Raw genomic sequence first — 16,932 nt, 5'->3', positions numbered from 1 at the left:
GAAACAATGGCGGCAAATCGATGACATAGATCGCGCTCGGGGGGAATTCGAAAAAAATGCAGATCCTTCTGAAGTTCGTCAAATGGCTGCTGGGCCTGGCTGTGCTGGCCGCTGCGATGCTCGCCGGCTGGCTGTATTTCGCGCCGCCGGAACTGATCCGCGTCGGTTCCGGCTATTCGGCCAAGATCGTCTGTTCGAACGTCTTCATCGCAGGGCGAGACGCCGACGACGTGCTCGCCGTCGATGTGCAGGCGCCGGGCCATCCGCTGCTGAAGCTGATGAGAGTGTCGGTGGACAAGGAGAAGGGAACGGTTTCGGCGGGCCTGTTCGGCGGGCTCGGCAAGAGTGTCGCGGTCGCCCGCGACGGGCTCGGCTGCGCCTCGGTTCCCGACAGCGATATTGCCGCCGCCAAGGCTGTCGCGGGAGTTGCACCGACGTCGGCGCCGCTGCCCGATGCGATCTGGCCGGAGGGCGACAAGGCCGATGCCTCGCAGGATCCCGAGGTCACGGCAATCCTCGACGATCCGGCATTGACCGGTGCTGGCATGCGGGCGGTGGTGGTGGTCAAGAACGGCCGCATCGTCGCAGAGCGCTATGGCGACGGCTTTTCCGAAAAGACCCCGCTACTGGGCTGGTCAATGACCAAGACGGTGAATGCGGCGATCGTCGGCACGCTGATGAAGGACGGCAAGCTGGCGATCACCAACCAGGGCCTGTTTCGACCCTGGCAAGCAGATGGCCGTGCCGTGATCAGCCTCGCCGACATGATGGCAATGTCGAGCGGACTGGAATTCAACGAGGATTATGGCGACGTCGCCGATGTGACGCGCATGCTCTATCTCGAACCGGACATGGCAGGCTTTGCCGGATCCAAGCCGCTGACCGGCGAGGTCGGCAAGGTGTTTTCCTATTCGAGCGGCACGGCGGTGATGCTGTCCCGATTGTGGCAGGACGCGATCGGCGACAAGGACAAGGCGCTGGCGTGGCCGAGGGTCGCGCTGTTCGATCCGCTCGGCATGCGGAGCGCGGTGCTAGAGGCCGACGAGCACGGCACCTTCGTCGGCTCGTCCTATCTCTATGCCACGGCACGCGACTGGGCGCGCTTCGGCCAATTCCTGCTGCAGGGTGGCGTCTGGAACGGCAAGGCGATCCTGCCCCCCGGCTTCGTCGACTGGATGCGGGAACCGGCAACTGCCTCGAAGGTCTACGGCAAGGGGCAATTATGGATCGAAGGGCCGGGCGACGAGGAAAATCCCGGCGCCGGCATTGCCGCCGGCCTGCCCAAGGACACCTACTGGATGGAGGGGCATGATGGGCAAACGGTCGCCATCATTCCCTCCGAGCAGCTGGTTGTGGTGCGGCTCGGGCTGACGCCGGCCAGGCTCGGCTACCGGCCGCAGGTAATGGTGGCGGCGCTGGTCAAGGCGCTGCATTAGGCTGTATCGATTCAGGTGATGCCGGCCTGCAAACGGCGGTTTCCTGCGCTTCCGGCCTTCGCCGGCCAAAGCACTCATGAGCGGTCGTGGCAGTTAAGGCTACGGCCGGCGTAGGCCGGTGCTCACGTACCCAAAAGTACGCCCCGCGCCGGTTCTCGGAGCCCACCGTTTTCGACTCGGCCTGACCTGAATCTCAACACACCCTGGCTATCGACCTAGGCCGATCACAGCGAGCCACGCATAGCCGCGATAAAGCGCTTGGAAACGGAAGCTTGCACCGGTTCTTGCAGATTCCGAATCCAGAACCGCGCGCAGCGATTGACGCGGCTCGACGTGAAATTTTCTCAACCAGCCGCGCAGCAGCGTGCGCAACCAGCCGGGCAGCGCTTCCTGCTGGCCAAAATCGACGACATGCAGCGAGCCGCCCAGTGCCAGGGCAGCAAGTGCCGCGGATACCGTCTTCTCCCAGCCGGGGATCATCGACAGCGAATACGAGACAAAGACGCGGTCGAAACTTTTGACGCCGAACAACGCCGTCGCGTCGAAATCGGTGGCGTCGCCGCACGCCAGCGTGACGCGCCCGGAGAGGCCTTCGCGGGCAAGGGCGGCGGTGGCCGTCTCCAGCATCTCGGCCGAAATATCGAGGCCGAAGAAGCGCGCGCCCGGATAGCGGCGGGCGGCGAGGATGATGTTGCGGCCGGTGCCGCAGCCGAGCTCGAGCACGGTGCCGCCGGCCGGCACATCCAGGCCGGCGATAAGCCGGTCGCGGCCGAGCAAATAATATTTGCGGGTCAGGTCGTAGATATGACGCTGCCAGCGGTAAACGCCGTCCATCAGCTCGGCATGGCTGGCCGGCAACTCGGTCGTGCTCATGCGCCCTGCTTCACGTAGAGATGAAAGCCGCCATAGATCGCCGAGCGGTCGCGCGCCGAAAACTCGCGCGAGGCGTCGTTCTCGTAGCGCCAGTGGTCGAGCAGCGAATTCGAGACGCGGCCGGGCAGCAGGCTGGGTTCCGCTGCGGTGCGGAAGATGACGCGGGCGCCGGTGGAGGCGGTTCGGGTGATCTCGGCCCACAACCCGTTGAGCTGGTCGTCGGTCATCCAGTCCTGTGCATCGAGCAGCACGAAGCGATCCACCGAGCCCGCATCCTTGCCGGCAAGGAACTCGATCAGATTGGCGTGGTGGATGGCCACGCGATCGACATTGTTGCGGATCGTCTGGTAGTTGCGCTTTTCGAGATAGGCGGGCAGGGCGGCCTCGCCGGGATTGGGATAGCGGCGGGCAAAAGCCTGCCAGGCGAAATAGTTGGTCTTCAGCGGAAAATCGCAGGCGAGCTTTTCCAGCCGCGCCTTGAGCACGCTGGCCATGGTGCCGTCACCCGAGGTGATCAGCGAATCGTACTGGGCCGGCGGAATGCCGAGGCCGAACAGCGAAGCTTTTCGCGAAGTCGCCCATTTCAGCAGCGGTTTTTCGAAGACCGGCGCCAGCTCTTCGTCGAAGAAGCGGCGCTGATCGGCGATGCTCTTGGCGTCCATGATGTCGGCCGGGTCGACGCCGAAGAATTTTGCGGTGCGATGGCCCATGGCGATGAACAGGCCAAGCAGGCCGGTCTGGTAGAAATTGCGGTCGAAGACAGCGATGCGGCGACGGCCGCGCCAGCTGCGGCGCTCCCAATAATGGCGGCTGACCGGGTCGAGATGCGGTGCGATGAAGCGGTCGTAGGCCTGCGAATTGTGCCCGGTCTCAGCCGCGCCGAAGAAACGGAACAGGTCGCCCTGCGACGGCAGGTGACGGACGGCTTCGAGCTTCATACGGTTCAGCGCGATGTGGGCGGTGTTGAGGTCGACGGCATCGATCCTTTCCGGCGACCGGGTGAGATAGGCGAGGATGTTGCAGCCGCCCGAGGCAATGGTGACGATGCGGTGACCCTTGCCGAGCTGCATCGCGTCCATGTCGATTTCGGGGTCTTCCCAGATCTGCGGGTAGACAAGGCCGGAGAACAGGAAGGCGAACAAGCGCTCGGAGATGCCGGCTTTCGACAGCGGGCGGTTCTGGTAGACGGCTTTGCCAACTTCCTTGCCGCGGCGAAAAACCAGTTCTCCAGAAATGTCCGTCATGGCAAGGCGATTCCCCGTTTGCTTTGCCGCAAGCGGGTAGCGCAGGGTCATGACAGGCCGGTGACAGCCTGTTGACGCGAGTTCAGGCCTTGCCAAATCCACCAGGCGTCGGCGTCGTCACGATGACTGCCTCGCCGGCGTCGAGGATGGTCTGATCGCAGGCCTTCAGGACCTCGACGCGGCCATCCTTGCGCCGGACCTTGGTCGAGCCGGCCTCGCCATCGCCGCCTCCGTCCAGTCCCTGCGGCGGGCGGTTGCGATGCGAGGACAGGATCGCGCATTCCATCTTTTCAAGAAAGCGGATGGTGCGCTTGGTGCCGTCGCCGGCGCTCCATTTGCCTTTGCCGCCGGAACCTTCGCGGATATGAAAGTCCTCGAGCAATACCGGGAAACGCAGTTCCAGCACTTCCGGATCGGTCAGGCGCGAATTGGTCATATGGGTGTGGACGCCGGAGGTGCCGTCAAAGCCGCGACCGTTGTTCATGCGGCCGGCCGGCGAACCGGAGCAGATCGTCTCATAATACTGGTACTGCTTGTTGCCGAAGGTGAGATTATTCATCGTGCCTTGCGCATTGGCCATTGCCCTCATCGCGCCGAACAGCGCGTTGGTGACGTGCTGCGAGGTCTCGACATTACCGGCGACGACTGCCGCGGGATAGGCGGGCTTCAGCATCGAGCCGTCGGGAATGATGATGTTGATCGGCCGGAGACATCCGGCATTCATCGGGATGTTGTCTTCGACCATGACGCGGAAGGCATAAAGCACCGCGGCACGGGCGACCGGCTCTGGCGCATTGAAATTGTTCTTCATAACCGGCGACGTGCCGGTGAAGTCGACGGTCGCTTCGCGCTTTTGCCGGTCGACAGATATCTTCACCTTGATCATTTGGCCGGTGTCGGTCGAGTATTCGTATTCGGAACTGTCGGGCAGCCGCTCCAGCACGCGGCGCACGCTTTCGGCGGCATTGTCCTGGACGTGACCCATATAGGCTTCGACCAGATCGAGGCCGAAATGCGCGACCATCTTGCGCAGCTCGGCGACGCCCTTCTCGTTCGCGGCGATCTGCGCCTTGAGATCGGCGATGTTCTGGTGCGGATTGCGTGCCGGGTAGGGATGGTCGGTGAGCAGCGTCTCCACGTCCTTTTCGCGGAACCGGCCGCGATCGAGGATGCGGAAATTATCGAACAGCACGCCTTCCTCGTCGACGGTAGTGGCAAGCGGCGTCATCGAGCCGGGCGCCGTGCCGCCGATGTCGGCATGATGGCCACGCGACGCTACGTAGAAGAGGATCTCCTCCCCCCTCGAAGGGGAGGTGGCGGCGAAGCCGCCGGTGGGGGTCGTTGCGGCAGTGCTCGACGCACTTGTGGTGCCTTCTGAGAGGACCCCACCCGGCCGCTTCGCGGCCACCCTCCCCTCGAGGGGGAGGGAAAACACCGGTGTCACCACGGTGATATCAGGCAGATGCGTGCCGCCATTGTAAGGGGCGTTCAGGGCAAAGACGTCGCCGGGGTGAATGTCGCCGGAGTTGCGCCGGATGATGGTCTCCACCGAGCGGTCCATCGAGCCGAGGTGCACCGGCATATGCGGCGCGTTGGCGACCAGCGCGCCATTCCGGTCGAAAACGGCACAGGAGAAGTCGAGCCGCTCCTTGATATTGACCGAATAGGCGGTGTTCTGCAGCGTTACGCCCATCTGCTCGGCGATCGACATGAACAGATTGTTGAAGACCTCCAGCATCACCGGATCGGCTTCGGTGCCGAGTGCGGCCTGCCGGTGCTTCTTCTCGATGCGGCGCATCAGTACATGGTCCTTGGCGGTGATCTCGGCCTGCCAGCCGAGCTCGACGACGATGGTCTGGTTCGGCTCGATGATCAAAGCGGGGCCGGCGATCTTGTTACCGGGCTTCAGCGTTTCGCGAGGGAAGATGCCGGCGTCGCGCCAGATGCCGTCGACGAAAATTTTCCGCGTCCCGGAAGGGCTTGCGGCCTTGTGTTCAAGAACTGAATCGCTTTCGTCGCGGCCGGTGCTGCCGGTATCGGTACCTTCGACGCCGACCGATTCGACGATCATCGGCTTGTCGTCATAGACGAAGCCGAACTGCGCCTTGTGCGCCAGTTCGAAGTCCGCCTTGGCCTGCGCAATCGAGCCGTGCCCAAAGTTCACAGGCAGCGCGGTATCGGTGCCGTCATAGCGGATCTGCAGCACCGGCTTCGAGGCGACCGCGTCTTCGGTGATGCCTTGCGCGGCGAGTTCGTCGATGACGGCTTTGCGCATCGTTGCGATGAGCTCGTTGATCGCCGGCCCGGAATCGTTCGCCAGCGGCTTCAGCAGCGCCTGCTGGCGTGACGCAAACACCGAGGACAGGCCGATGCCGTATGCCGAGAGCAGGCCGGAAAAGGGATGGATCAGCACAGCCTCCATGCCGAGCGCATCGGCGACGAGGCAAGCGTGCTGGCCGCCGGCGCCGCCGAAACAATTCAGCAGGTATTCGGTGACGTCGTAGCCGCGCTGCACCGAAATCTTCTTGATGGCATTGGCCATGTTTTCGACGGCGATGGTGACGAACCCTTCGGCAACGGCTTCCGGCGAGCGGCCGTCGCCGATTTCGGCGGCAAGTGCGGTGAACATCTCGCGAACTGTCCGCACGTCGAGCGGTTCGTGCTGGCCCGGCCCAAAAATGGCCGGAAAGAAGTCGGGCTGCAGCTTTCCCAGCATGACATTGGCGTCGGTGACCGCAAGCGGACCGCCGCGCCGGTAGGCGGCCGGGCCGGGATTGGCGCCGGCCGAATCCGGCCCGGCGCGAAAGCGGCCGGCCTCATAGTGCAGGATCGAGCCGCCGCCGGCGGCGACGGTGTGGATGCGCATCATCGGCGCGCGGATGCGCACGCCGGCGACCTCGGTGTCGAAGGCGCGCTCGTAGTCGCCATCATAGTGGGCGACATCGGTGGAGGTGCCGCCCATGTCGAAGCCGATGACTTTGCCGAAACCGGCGAGTTTTGCCGTCTCGACCATGCCGACGACGCCGCCGGCCGGGCCTGACAACAGCGCATCCTTGCCCTGGAACATGTCGGCGGCGGTGAGGCCGCCCGACGACATCATGAACATGAGGCGGGGGGATTGGCCAATCTCCCCCCTTGTGGGGGAGATGCCAAGTGGCGGCAAAGGGGGCAGGGCAGAGGGGGGCGTGACAGACTGAGATGTTGGCGGGACAGCGCCCCCCTCTGTCGGCTTCGCCGACATCTCCCCCACAAGGGGGGAGATTGGCGCGGCACCCAGTTCCGCCGCAACCCTTTGCACATACCTTGCCAGGATCGGCGACAGATACGCGTCGACCACCGTGGTGTCGCCGCGGCCGACCAGCTTGATCAGCGGCGAGACCTCGTGGCTGACCGAGACCTGCGAGAATCCGAGCTTTCGACAGACTTTGGCGACCGCCTTTTCGTGATCGGGATGTTTCCAGGCATGCATGAAGACGATCGCGACCGCATCGATACCGTCAGCCTTGGCCTGTTCGATGGCAGGACGCACGGAGGCGATGTCGAGCAGGCGTTCGACACGACCGTCGGCGCGCAGGCGTTCGTCTATCTCGATGACGTGCTCGTAGAGGTGTTCGGGAAGGATGATCTGCTTGGCAAAGATATCGGGCCTGGCCTGATAGGCAATCCTCAGCGCATCGCGGAAGCCCTTGGTGATGAGCAGCAGCACGCGGTCGCCCTTGCGCTCGAGAAGCGCATTGGTGGCAACCGTGGTGCCCATTTTGACGTCGCCGATCAGAGCGGAGGGGATTGGGGCGCCGGGCTGGACGCCGAGCAGTTCGCGAATGCCCTGGATGGCAGCGTCGGCATAGGCTTCGGGATTTTCCGAAAGGAGTTTCCTGGGATGCAGCCCGCCTTCCGGGTCCCGGCCGATGATGTCGGTGAAGGTACCGCCGCGGTCGATCCAGAAATCCCATCTTGCGGTCATGGCAGCGCCTCCGGCATTTTCATTTTACGCATCCTGTTAGTGCTCAACGCTTTGTACGGCCAAGCGCTTGATGTTACACGCGGAAACGCAACGTTACGAAACTCATCATGACCTGATGCATTGTGTCCTCGATCGTCGCCGGTAACGGTGGCGTGATTAGAGGAGAGATATCATGAAGAAACTCATTCTTGCGTCGGTCTCGGCGCTTGCCTTGCTTGGCGTTGCGGCCTGCAGCGACAGCGGCACTGACAACACTACGACGCAGAGCACTAACCCGCCGGCATCCGACCAGACGATGAAGCCGGCTGCTCCTGACGCCAACAAACCTGCCGAGCCGGCCCCGGCGCCCGCTCCTGCGCCGGCTGCCCCGGCGCAATAATTGATGTGACAACCAAGAGAGGCCGGCCTCACACGCCGGCCTTTCTGCTGCTTACGATACCCGCGCTTTGCGGCCGAGTGCGCCGACGCAGGTAACCGCAACGCGAAAAGTACGCCTCGCCCCTTACTTGCGCCGAAACGACGACCCAAGGCGCCAATCGCCAGGCTCGCCGTTTGCGCGGCGAGGCTGCCGTCTGCGGATTTTCCATGGGTGAGCGCTAGCGCCAGCCGCCTCAGGCATTCCGCCAAATCGATTGGGCCAGCCCCTGCGGCACTGTCTTGGCTTGATAGCGATGGGCGGTTGGCCCTATGAAACCCTCATGTCGATTTGGGACCGCCTCGGCGACTTCGTCACACGCGTTTCATCTTCAGCGTCGTCAGGCGTCGCCGAAGTGGTCGAAGCCGTGCGCACGGTTTTCTCCGGCGATGCCGATCTGCGCCGGCGCGTCGCCTTCTCGGTGGCGATGATCGCGCTGTCGGCCAAGATGGCCAAGGCAGACGGCATCGTCACCCAAGACGAGGTGCGCGCCTTCCAGGAAATATTCGAGGTGCCGAAGGAACAGAGGCGCAATGTGGCGCGGCTCTACGATTTGGCCAAACGCGACATTGCCGGTTTCGAAACCTATGCCGAGCGGATGGCGCAGCTTTGCGGTTCGGGCCATTCGAATTGCCTGATGCTGGAGGACATACTCGACGGGCTGTTCCACATCGCCAAGGCCGACGGGCTGGTGCATGAGCGCGAGCGCCAATTCCTGCATCGCATCGCCGAGATCTTCCGCATCGATGAGGCGCACTACCAGAGCATCCTGGCGCGGCATGTCGATCTGGGCGCCGCCGATCCTTATGTTGTGCTCGGCATCGAGCGTGGGAAGCCGTTCGAGGAGGTCCGCAGGCGCTACCGCAAGCTGGTCTCCGACAATCATCCGGACCGGCTGATCGCACGCGGCCTGCCGCAGGAATTCATCAAGATCGCGACGACCAGGCTGGCGGCGATCAACGCGGCCTATGAGATGATCGAGCGAGGCCTGCGGCACGCATGAGCGGCTTTCCGCCCGACGAGCCGAGCGCCGAGGTCAGGGTAGCGCCGAATTTCGGACCGCGGCGCGGCACGCTTAGACCCGATATGATCGTGCTGCACTACACCGGCATGGCGACCGGCGCCGGTGCCGAGGCATGGCTGTGCGATCCGGCAAGCGAGGTCTCGTCGCACTATCTGGTCCATGAGGACGGCCGCATTGTTCAGATGGTAAGGGAAAGCGACCGCGCCTGGCATGCCGGCACGAGCTCGTGGTTCGGACGGAGCGACGTCAACTCCTGTTCGATCGGCATCGAGATCGTCAATCCGGGGCATATGCTCGGCTATCGCAACTTTCCAAAACCGCAGATCGACGCGGTGATCGGCCTGTGCGCCGGCATCGTCGAGCGCCATTCCATTCCGGCGCAGCGGGTGCTCGCCCATTCCGACGTGGCACCGGGGCGCAAGGTCGATCCGGGCGAGAAATTTCCATGGAAAGCCTTGTTTGCCGCCGGTGTCGGCCATGTTGTGCCGGCAGCACCGATCCGGCGCGGCGCCGTACTGAAGCCAGATGATACCGGCGCCGAGGTCGAGGCGCTGCAGTCGATGCTGTCGCTCTATGGTTATGGCGTCGAGATCACCGGCGCTTTCGACCGGCAGACCGAAATCGTGGTCGAGGCATTTCAGCGGCATTTCCGGCAGCGCCTGGTCGATGGCATGGCTGACGGATCGACGATCCGCACGCTGGAAAGGCTGCTCGCTTCCGCAAGGATAGCCTCTCTCAAATAATCTTTTCCCAGATTAAAAGTTACAATCTGTTACCTAAAGTGACTTGCGCCGCCTTCTTTGGCGCCAATTCCGTCGTCAAAGGCGATCCGTACAGATTGTCGGACCTCTATCCCCCCAGATGTTCCGATGTTGATTGAGGGTATCTGCGCGAAGTTCTTTGTGCAGATCAAACAGAACAGGATCACATGCAGAAATTGACCGTTTTAACGGCAGCCATTGCTGCCGGCGTAATGACTTTTGCCTTCAGCGCGGCGAACGGCGCACCGCTGAGCCAACGGGCCGATCAGGGCTTCAGTGCCGCAGCCGGCAAAACCGCCATGCCGAAAGGTGGTGCAAAAGTAGAGAAGACCACCACCGCAAAAGTGGAAAAAGCGGCCGCGGTAAGAACGAAAAAGCCAGTCTCCGCGAAAAGGCCAACCGCTGCGAGAAAGACAATCTCCAAACAGCATGTGAAGCGTAACCGCAAACGTATCGACCACATGGCAACGGCGTCAGTCGCTCCGAAGAGCAGGCCAGCGCCCCAGGCGGCGGTTGTCGGCGGCAGCGGACAGTATTCGGCGATCATTGCGCGATATGCCGCCAGCTACGGCGTGCCGGTGTCGCTCGCCAATGCCGTCATCAAGATCGAGAGCAACTACCAGCCGAACCAGGTCGGCAGCGCCGGCGAGATCGGCCTGATGCAGATCAAGCCGGCGACGGCAAGAATGATGGGCTATAGCGGTTCGGTTCAGGGTCTCTACGATCCCGATACCAACATCAAATACGGCATGAAGTACCTTGCCATGGCGCGGGATCTCGGCGGCGGCACGACCTGCGGCACGATCCTGAAATACAATGCCGGCCACGGCGCCACACGGATGAACCCGGTGTCCGCAGCCTATTGCGGCAAGGTCAAGGTGCAGCTGGCAGCACTTGGAGCGCCCGCCTGACAAGCGATAACTTGCTTTTTCGTTTGCGTTTTCGGGCCTGAACCCCTTTATACGCCTTGCCAGCTGGCCGGGCGGCCGCACCCGCGAAGCCGAAAGGCTGCGGGTGAGGAAAGTCCGGGCTCCATGGAGACACGGTGCCGGTTAATGGCCGGCGGGGGCGACCCCAGGGAAAGTGCCACAGAAAGCAAACCGCCACGATCTAATCGTGGCAAGGGTGAAAGGGTGGGGTAAGAGCCCACCGCGCGACTGGCAACAGGAGCGGCACGGTAAACCCCACCGGGAGCAAGACCGAATAGGGGCGGTGCGAGGGGAAACCCTCGAGGGCCGTTTCCGGCTCACCGTCCGGGTAGGTTGCGTGAGGCGCATGGCAACATGCGCCCAAGATGAATGGCCGCCACGTTCTCGCCCCGTACGGGGCGAGGGCCATACAGAACCCGGCTTACAGGCCAGCTGGCAGTTTCCCCGATAAAAGGAAATCTCCTGATATCAGCAGGTTACGTCTTCGGGCGCAGCCGTTGATTCGCTTTTCGACCCGCAATCGAGCGCGACATTCCTTGAAAATGGTGCGATTAAATCGTACCAGTTGATGACGATATTCAGGAGCGCGTCATGGGACAGGTCGATAAACGTAGCATCACGCTGTCGCCGGAGTTGGCCGCGGCAGTCGACGACGTGGTCGCCGCCGGCGAATATGCCTCGGCGAGCGAGGTGATCCGCGACGCACTGAGGCAATGGAAGGACAGGCGCGACCTGCTCGGCTACACGGTCGAGGAATTGCGCAAGATGGCGCAGGAGGGGATCGACAGCGGGCCGGGGCGATTTGCGTCGATCGACGAAATAAAGGCCGAAGCTCGGAGACGATTGAAACCCGACAGCGCGGCATGAATTTGTTGCCCATTATCCGAACTGCACATGCAGAAGAGGATTTGATCGCGATTTGGCTTTATGTTGCGCAAGACAGCGGGGCTGCAGCGGATCGGTTGCTCGATCGGATCGAAGCCCGCTGGCAGCAAGTGGCCACTTATCCCTTCTCAGGTGCCCGCGCGAAGACATCGCGCCCGGCATCCGTCACCTGATCGTCGGCGAATACCTCACCCTGTATCGTGTCGTCGAAGAGGCGATCGAAATCGTTCGCGTCCTCCACGGCCGGCGCAAGATCGACGCCGGCTCAGCCACCGATTGCATCTAGCGACGCTTCGATCGCTTGCCAAAGCTCTTCCACCGGCTCGCAGCCGACCGACAGGCGAACGAAGCCGGGCGGAACGGCATCTCCCCTTTTTGATCGCCGTTCGGCCGAGGTGTGTACACCGCCGAACGATGTCGCGGCCTGCATCAAGGCGCAACTGTTGATGAAATCCTCGGCCTTGTCCTCCGAGGCGAGCACGAACGAGATGAGAAATCCGAAGCGCTCCATCTGGGCGCGGGCAAGATTGTGCGATGGGTCGCTCTCCAGTCCCGGAAAACGCAAGCCGCTGATCGCGCGATGGTTTTTCAGCCGTCGCGCTATCATTTCTGCGGAAGTGCACATGCGGTCGAAGCGCACGTCCAGCGTTTCGAGGCCGCGATGCACCAGCCATGCCTCGAACGGCCCGGGGATGGCGCCCGACGTCTCGCGCCAGTCGGTCACCCTCGAGATAATGTCCGCGTCGCGGCTGGCGACATGGCCGAACAGCACATCGGAATGGCCGTTTGGTGCCTTGGTGTCGGCAGCAATGACGATATCTGCGCCGAGATCGAGCGGGCGCTGGCCGAAAGGTGTCATCGTCGTGTTGTCGACCACAAGCACCGCACCCGCTCTATGCACGGCTTCGGCGACGGCTGCGATGTCGCATATGTCCAGTCCTGGGTTGGCGGGTGTTTCGACGAAGGCAAGCCGATAGCCGTCGAAGCCGCCGTCGAGGAAGCTCGACGTCGGCCGGACATCGTAGGCAACGCCGAAGGATTTCAGGAAACGGTCTGCCAGCGCTCGCGTCGTATGGTAGCCGTCGGACGGCAGCAGGATACGGTCGCCGGCTTTGAGCAGGCCGAAAAACACCGCCGAGATGGCAGCCATTCCCGAGGGAAAGGCGACGCATGGGGCGTCTTCCAGATGCGCCAGCATGTGCTCGACCGCATCCCAGGTCGGATTGCTGAAGCGGCCATATTGATCGAAGCCGGTGGCGTCGCCGGGCGCATGAAAGATGGCGGCCATGGTCAGGGGCAAGGGGATCGGCTCGCCCTTGGCCAGCCCGCCGCGGCGCAGATGGGGAAGTGCTGCGGCGCGTGACTTGGCTGTTTCGGACATGATTTCAAACCTCGTTACTGACCGGAAAAGGAGATGCCGAGGCTATGCGCGGCAGCGATCCGCAGCAAGTCGGCTCCGGTTGGGCCACACGGCTCTAAACGCTTCGTTAGGCTTAATAGACGATAAAGACGGGAGTGCCGTCAAAGCTGCTCTCCCCAGTCGTGGCAGGCGCGTTTTGAAGACTGTTCCCGTTGACGCCCATAACACCCCATGATATCCCATTACGATACTCAAGCCTTCGTTCCGTGTCAGGGTGAAGCGTACGCCAATCGGGCAGCCGCGGCGGCTGCGCGTTTGCCTGCGTTCGCCCGTCATAACGAAGTGGGTTTTGGACGCCGACCGGGCTGGGGCGGCGCGGACAGGAAGATGCAGAGGGGTGCGGCGGCGCAAGCGGTCGTAACGCGTAATGGACCGGTTTCTGTCGAGCGCGGTGAACAGGATCGATGCGAAGGGACGGGTGTCCGTGCCGGCGCATTTCCGTGCCGTTGTGCAGAAACGCGGCTATTCGGAACTTTATGCGCTACGCTGCCTGGATCGCCCGGCGATGGATGTCGGCGGGCTCGACCTGCTCGATCGCTACGAGCAGCGTATCGCCCAGGAAGACCCGTTCCTGCAGACGGCGGGCGACATGTCCTTCTTCTGCCATGGCGATGGAACGTTTCTGAAGCTCGACCAGGACGGCCGTATCACGATGAGCGATTTCATTCGCGAGCATACCGGCATTTCAGCGGAAGTGGCCTTCGTTGGCCGCGGCAATTTCTTTCAGATCTGGGAGCCGGGACGGCTCAGCGCCTATGGGACGGAAGCTCGCGCCCGGCTTTTGCAGCTTCGGCAGGGGACGAAGCCCGGGGAGCGGCCGGAATGATGGCGGGCGACGGCGATGAAGTTCATGCCGTTGGCGGACCAGCCCGTCACATTCCGGTCCTCCTTGCCGAAGTTCTGGAGGCGCTGGCGCCGACAAAAGGCGAGGTGATCGTCGACGGCACGTTCGGTGCCGGCGGCTACACGAAGGCCATTCTGGCAAGCGGAGCCTCGGTCGTCGCCATCGACCGCGATCCGGATGCGATCGCGGCGGGGCGGACCCTTGAACAGCAGTCCGGCGGCAGGCTCAGGCTTGTCCAGGCACCGTTCTCAACGCTCGACGAGCAGGTTGAAAGTGCCGATGGCGTCGTGCTCGACATCGGCATCTCCTCCATGCAGATCGACCAGCCGGAGCGCGGCTTTTCATTCCGCGCCGATGGACCGCTCGACATGCGCATGGCGCAGGCGGGCCTGAGCGCCGCCGACGTCGTCAACACTTTCAAGGTGGGCGATCTTGCCCGCATCTTCGGTTTTCTCGGCGAAGAACGCCATGCTGGGCGCATCGCCCGTATGATCGAGAGCCGTCGCGAAAAACGCCCCTTTGAGCGCACGCTCGACCTTGCCGATGCCATCGAGACGCATATCGGCCGCGCGCCGAAAGACAAGATCCATCCAGCCACCCGGGTTTTCCAGGCGCTGCGCATCTTCGTCAACGACGAGCTCGGCGAACTGGCAAAGGCGCTGTTTGCCGCCGAGCGCGTGCTGAAACCGGGCGGGCGGCTTGCCGTGGTGACCTTCCATTCGTTGGAGGACCGCATGGTCAAGCGCTTCATCGCCGACAGAGCTGATTCAGCGACCGGATCGCGGCACCTGCCCGAGGCGCAGGCGCGCACCGCCACCTTCACCAAGAAGGGCAGCGGCGTGACGCCTGGCGATGCCGAGATTTCGGCCAATCCGCGGGCGCGCTCGGCAAGGCTGCGCGCTGCGATCCGTACAGAGGCGCCGGCGCGCGCTGGTGATTTTTCGATTTTCGGCCTGCCAAAACTGCCTGGCCCAAAGCTTCCCGGTGCCGATCGACCGGGAGAGAGGTGAACACGTGTTTCGTACCAGCGACATAGTCCTGATCGCCGTCATGGTTTCGGCGGCTGCCTTGACCTACAAGACCAAACGCGAGGCCGAGGAGCAACTGGCGGCAGTGCACAAGATCCAGGCGCAGATCCGTTATGAAGAGGACACGATCGACCTGCTCAAGGCGGACTGGAGCCTGCTTACCCAGCCGTCGCGCCTGCAGAAGCTCACCGAAATCTACAAATCGCAACTCGGACTCGAGCCGGTCAATGCGCGCCAGATCGTCGGGCTGGACGATCTGCCGGCCAAACCCGTCAACATCGAGGACCTTTCATCGCAGCGGCTGGGCGGCATGGCTGATATTGGCGGCAAGGATCCGGTGGTGACCGGAGGCATCGTCCAATGATCACCGGATTTCCAATGGCCGCCAGATTTCCACAGGTTGGCAGGCTGCTGAAGCGCGGTTCGAAGCCCGGCGCGGGCGGATCGATCGTGGTCGAAGGTGCCCGCAAGGCAACCGGTGGCAAGGGCAGGACCCGCATTGTCATGACGATGGCGGTGTTCTTCGGTATCTATTCGACCATTGCCGGGCGGCTGGTCTATCTGGGTTTCCAGAACCCCGACCTGTCGGGCGGGCCGCAGAGCCGGGTGACGGCATCGCGGCCCGACATCGTCGACCGTAACGGCGAAGTGCTGGCGACCGACATCAAGACGGCGTCGCTGTTTGCCGAACCGCGCCGCATCGTCGATGCCGACGAGGCGATCGAAAAGCTGTCGACGGTGCTTCCCGAGATCGACTACGAGCAGACATACAACAAGCTGAAGAGCGGCGCCGGCTTCGTCTGGCTGCAGCGGCAACTGACGCCGAAGCAGCAGGCCGATATCATGCAGCTCGGCATCCCCGGCTTCGGCTTCCGCACCGAAAAGCGCCGGTTCTATCCGGCCGGCGAAACCTCGTCCTACATTGTCGGCCTCACCAACATCGACAATCAGGGCATCTCCGGCATGGAGAAATACATCGACGAACAGGGCTTGAGCGATCTTCAGGCGTCGGGCCTGGCGGTGGCCAAGGATTTGAAGCCGGTCCAGCTCTCGATCGATCTGCGCGTCCAGCATATCGTACGTGACGAGGTCGCCACCGGCATGGAAAAGTACCATGCGATCGCGGCGGGTGCCGTCGTGCTCAACGTCAAGACCGGTGAGGTGCTGGCGATGGCGTCGGTTCCAGATTTCGATCCGAACAACCCCTATAACGCGCAGGACAAGGACCGGCTCAACCGTATGTCCGCCGGCCTGTACGAAATGGGGTCGACCTTCAAGAGCTTCACCACCGCCATGGCGCTCGATTCCGGCAAGATAACGCTGCAAAGCCGCTTCGACGCATCGCGCCCGATCAGGATCGGCCATCAGACCATCCATGATTTCCATGGCAAGGGCCGGGTGCTGTCGGTGCCGGAAGTGTTCATCTACTCATCCAATATCGGCTCTGCCAAGGAAGCCGAAGCGGTTGGCATTGACGGACACCGCGAATTCCTGCATCGCCTGGGAATCCTCGAGAAGATGCAGACCGAACTGCCGGAAGTCGCCCGGCCGACCGAGCCCAAGGTCTGGAAGCAGGTCAATTCGATTACCATCGCCTTCGGCCACGGCGTGTCGACGACCCCGCTGCAGACGGCGGTCGGCTGCGCCGCGCTGATGAATGGCGGCTATCTGATGGACCCGACCTTCCTGCCGCGCACCCAGGAGCAGGCGATGGCGGTGGCCAAGAAAGTGGTCAGCGACAAGACCGTCGAGGGCATGCGCTATCTCTATGCCCTCAATGCCGAAAAGGGATCCGGCCGCAATGCCCGGGTGCCAGGATACCGGGTGGGCGGCAAGACGGGAACGGCGGAGAAGGTCGTCAACGGCCGCTACTCGAAGGAAAAGAATTTCAACGCTTTCGTTGCGGCTTTCCCAATGGACGATCCGCAATACATAGTGCTTACGATCGCCGACGAACCGAAGCCGGAAAAGCCCGGCATGGGTGCCACGGCTGCCTCGAATGCGGGCATCATGGCTGCAAACATCATCCGACGTGCGGCTTCCATGCTTGGCGTGAAGCCAGATTTCAGCCATGAAAATGGTGCAACGCTGGTTTCCTATCAGTGATTC

At 62.8% G+C, this 16,932-nt stretch carries 14 protein-coding genes, 1 other RNA gene and 1 pseudogene; 12 read left to right on the top strand and 4 right to left on the bottom strand.

Annotated elements, in window-relative coordinates:
- Positions 1 to 56: 56 nt before the first annotated feature.
- A complete protein-coding gene (locus NKH43_RS10110) occupies positions 57 to 1,436 on the top strand; it encodes a serine hydrolase domain-containing protein (RefSeq protein WP_352857914.1) in 1,380 nt (459 codons plus the stop codon).
- Positions 1,437 to 1,643: 207 nt separating this feature from the next.
- Here the strand turns inward: NKH43_RS10110 and NKH43_RS10105 are convergent, their stop codons facing one another.
- Genes NKH43_RS10105 through NKH43_RS10095 form a run of 3 tightly spaced genes read right to left on the bottom strand, consistent with a single transcriptional unit; the run spans position 1,644 to position 7,517 of the window.
- Positions 1,644 to 2,309 (bottom strand): SAM-dependent methyltransferase, encoded by a 666-nt coding sequence (locus NKH43_RS10105; protein WP_352857912.1) that lies wholly within the window; start codon positions 2,307 to 2,309, stop codon positions 1,644 to 1,646.
- The gene (locus tag NKH43_RS10100; RefSeq protein WP_352857909.1) at positions 2,306 to 3,604 is read right to left on the bottom strand and encodes a BtaA family protein; all 1,299 of its coding nucleotides are present in this window, start codon (positions 3,602 to 3,604) and stop codon (positions 2,306 to 2,308) included. The genes NKH43_RS10105 and NKH43_RS10100 overlap by 4 nt, the downstream gene beginning before the upstream one ends.
- A 31-nt stretch (positions 3,605 to 3,635) precedes the next feature.
- Positions 3,636 to 7,517 (bottom strand): hydantoinase B/oxoprolinase family protein, encoded by a 3,882-nt coding sequence (locus tag NKH43_RS10095; RefSeq protein WP_352857906.1) that lies wholly within the window; start codon positions 7,515 to 7,517, stop codon positions 3,636 to 3,638.
- Between the two features lie 172 nt (positions 7,518 to 7,689).
- On the opposite strand from NKH43_RS10095, the gene NKH43_RS10090 reads away from it, so the two are divergent.
- From NKH43_RS10090 to NKH43_RS10060, 7 genes and pseudogenes are all read left to right on the top strand, one after another.
- Positions 7,690 to 7,896 (top strand): hypothetical protein, encoded by a 207-nt coding sequence (locus NKH43_RS10090; RefSeq protein WP_023721215.1) that lies wholly within the window; start codon positions 7,690 to 7,692, stop codon positions 7,894 to 7,896.
- A 319-nt stretch (positions 7,897 to 8,215) separates the two neighbouring features.
- On the top strand, positions 8,216 to 8,935 hold the full coding sequence (locus NKH43_RS10085) for a J domain-containing protein (RefSeq protein ID WP_023721214.1): 720 nt from the start codon (positions 8,216 to 8,218) through the stop codon (positions 8,933 to 8,935).
- Positions 8,932 to 9,699, top strand: coding sequence for an N-acetylmuramoyl-L-alanine amidase (locus tag NKH43_RS10080; RefSeq protein WP_352857903.1), 768 nt, complete (start codon positions 8,932 to 8,934; stop codon positions 9,697 to 9,699). The genes NKH43_RS10085 and NKH43_RS10080 overlap by 4 nt, the downstream gene beginning before the upstream one ends.
- 185 nt (positions 9,700 to 9,884) lie before the next feature.
- Entirely contained in the window at positions 9,885 to 10,628 is a 744-nt protein-coding gene (locus NKH43_RS10075; protein WP_352857900.1) for a lytic transglycosylase domain-containing protein, read from the top strand.
- 59 nt (positions 10,629 to 10,687) lie between these two features.
- Positions 10,688 to 11,086, top strand: an RNA gene (rnpB, locus tag NKH43_RS10070) — RNase P RNA component class A.
- A gap of 151 nt (positions 11,087 to 11,237) precedes the next feature.
- Positions 11,238 to 11,513, top strand: coding sequence for a type II toxin-antitoxin system ParD family antitoxin (locus NKH43_RS10065; RefSeq protein WP_352857897.1), 276 nt, complete (start codon positions 11,238 to 11,240; stop codon positions 11,511 to 11,513).
- Positions 11,510 to 11,817: pseudogene (locus NKH43_RS10060) on the top strand (type II toxin-antitoxin system RelE/ParE family toxin). Before NKH43_RS10065 ends, NKH43_RS10060 begins: the two are co-directional and overlap by 4 nt.
- On the opposite strand, the gene NKH43_RS10055 reads toward NKH43_RS10060, so the two are convergent.
- Positions 11,797 to 12,912 carry a cystathionine gamma-lyase gene (locus NKH43_RS10055; RefSeq protein WP_352857894.1) on the bottom strand — a complete coding sequence of 372 codons (1,116 nt, stop codon included), beginning with the start codon at positions 12,910 to 12,912 and terminating at the stop codon, positions 11,797 to 11,799. The pseudogene NKH43_RS10060 and the gene NKH43_RS10055 sit on opposite strands and share 21 nt — an antisense overlap.
- Positions 12,913 to 13,318: 406 nt before the next feature.
- Here NKH43_RS10055 and mraZ point away from each other — a divergent pair, with 406 nt between their 5' ends.
- Genes mraZ through NKH43_RS10035 form a run of 4 tightly spaced genes read left to right on the top strand, consistent with a single transcriptional unit; the run spans position 13,319 to position 16,929 of the window.
- Positions 13,319 to 13,777: a division/cell wall cluster transcriptional repressor MraZ gene (mraZ, locus tag NKH43_RS10050; protein WP_352857891.1), complete on the top strand. Its 459-nt coding sequence runs from the start codon at positions 13,319 to 13,321 to the stop codon at positions 13,775 to 13,777.
- A complete protein-coding gene (gene rsmH / locus NKH43_RS10045; RefSeq protein WP_352857889.1) occupies positions 13,774 to 14,805 on the top strand; it encodes a 16S rRNA (cytosine(1402)-N(4))-methyltransferase RsmH in 1,032 nt (343 codons plus the stop codon). Before mraZ ends, rsmH begins: the two co-directional genes overlap by 4 nt.
- Before the next feature lie 4 nt (positions 14,806 to 14,809).
- Positions 14,810 to 15,187 carry a cell division protein FtsL gene (gene ftsL / locus NKH43_RS10040; RefSeq protein ID WP_023676771.1) on the top strand — a complete coding sequence of 126 codons (378 nt, stop codon included), beginning with the start codon at positions 14,810 to 14,812 and terminating at the stop codon, positions 15,185 to 15,187.
- Between the two features lie 14 nt (positions 15,188 to 15,201).
- The gene (locus NKH43_RS10035) at positions 15,202 to 16,929 is read left to right on the top strand and encodes a peptidoglycan D,D-transpeptidase FtsI family protein (protein ID WP_352481539.1); all 1,728 of its coding nucleotides are present in this window, start codon (positions 15,202 to 15,204) and stop codon (positions 16,927 to 16,929) included.
- The last annotated feature ends 3 nt before the right edge of the window (positions 16,930 to 16,932 follow it).

Origin of the sequence: Mesorhizobium sp. M1163, assembly GCF_040318415.1 — a bacterium.
Taxonomy (GTDB): domain Bacteria; phylum Pseudomonadota; class Alphaproteobacteria; order Rhizobiales; family Rhizobiaceae; genus Mesorhizobium.
Note: the sequence above shows the minus strand (reverse complement) of the source record. Positions and strands in the feature narration are given on the sequence as shown.

Excerpts from the sequence above, each read along its gene's own strand:
- NKH43_RS10085 (WP_023721214.1), top strand. The coding sequence starts at position 8,216 with ATGTCGATTTGGGACCGCCTCGGCGACTTCGTCACACGCGTTTCATCT.
- rsmH (WP_352857889.1), top strand. The coding sequence starts at position 13,774 with ATGATGGCGGGCGACGGCGATGAAGTTCATGCCGTTGGCGGACCAGCC.
- NKH43_RS10080 (WP_352857903.1), top strand. The coding sequence starts at position 8,932 with ATGAGCGGCTTTCCGCCCGACGAGCCGAGCGCCGAGGTCAGGGTAGCG.
- NKH43_RS10095 (WP_352857906.1), bottom strand. The coding sequence starts at position 7,517 with ATGACCGCAAGATGGGATTTCTGGATCGACCGCGGCGGTACCTTCACC.
- mraZ (WP_352857891.1), top strand. The coding sequence starts at position 13,319 with ATGGACCGGTTTCTGTCGAGCGCGGTGAACAGGATCGATGCGAAGGGA.
- NKH43_RS10035 (WP_352481539.1), top strand. The coding sequence starts at position 15,202 with ATGGCCGCCAGATTTCCACAGGTTGGCAGGCTGCTGAAGCGCGGTTCG.
- NKH43_RS10065 (WP_352857897.1), top strand. The coding sequence starts at position 11,238 with ATGGGACAGGTCGATAAACGTAGCATCACGCTGTCGCCGGAGTTGGCC.
- NKH43_RS10110 (WP_352857914.1), top strand. The coding sequence starts at position 57 with ATGCAGATCCTTCTGAAGTTCGTCAAATGGCTGCTGGGCCTGGCTGTG.
- NKH43_RS10105 (WP_352857912.1), bottom strand. The coding sequence starts at position 2,309 with ATGAGCACGACCGAGTTGCCGGCCAGCCATGCCGAGCTGATGGACGGC.
- NKH43_RS10075 (WP_352857900.1), top strand. The coding sequence starts at position 9,885 with ATGCAGAAATTGACCGTTTTAACGGCAGCCATTGCTGCCGGCGTAATG.
- NKH43_RS10100 (WP_352857909.1), bottom strand. The coding sequence starts at position 3,604 with ATGACCCTGCGCTACCCGCTTGCGGCAAAGCAAACGGGGAATCGCCTT.
- NKH43_RS10090 (WP_023721215.1), top strand. The coding sequence starts at position 7,690 with ATGAAGAAACTCATTCTTGCGTCGGTCTCGGCGCTTGCCTTGCTTGGC.
- NKH43_RS10055 (WP_352857894.1), bottom strand. The coding sequence starts at position 12,912 with ATGTCCGAAACAGCCAAGTCACGCGCCGCAGCACTTCCCCATCTGCGC.